Raw genomic sequence first — 372 nt, 5'->3', positions numbered from 1 at the left:
AACGAAACATGTAGGGAGGGAGCTAATTAGGAGTTAAAGTAGTTATTTACAGGAAAGTAGAGAAATATTTTTCAAGTTTTTCCAAAAAAATGCAAAGATCTTGATCTATAAAAATGAAAAGGAACAGTTAAATATAGCCTTTTTAAAGCCGAAGGACCTCCTAAGATTAACGCTAATTTAAACTGACAAAAACAGTATTGATACTGAAAATGAGTAAATTTAGGTACTTCAAAAATTAAAATTCAAGAAAATATGAGCACATTAAGATTAGGAGACAAAGCACCAAATTTTGATGCTGAAACTTCAGAAGGAAAGATCAACTTCTATGATTTTTTAGGTGACAGTTGGGGTATTCTTTTTTCCCATCCTGCC

Annotated in this window: 1 pseudogene; it reads left to right on the top strand. The window is 31.2% G+C overall.

Annotation, left to right across the window (positions count from 1 at the left end):
• Positions 1-252 precede the first annotated feature (252 nt).
• Positions 253-372, top strand: a pseudogene (locus HC175_RS24470) (peroxidase); the annotation flags it as partial.

The organism is Salinimicrobium oceani (genome assembly GCF_012037645.1).
This window is presented reverse-complemented; position numbering and strand designations above follow the sequence as displayed.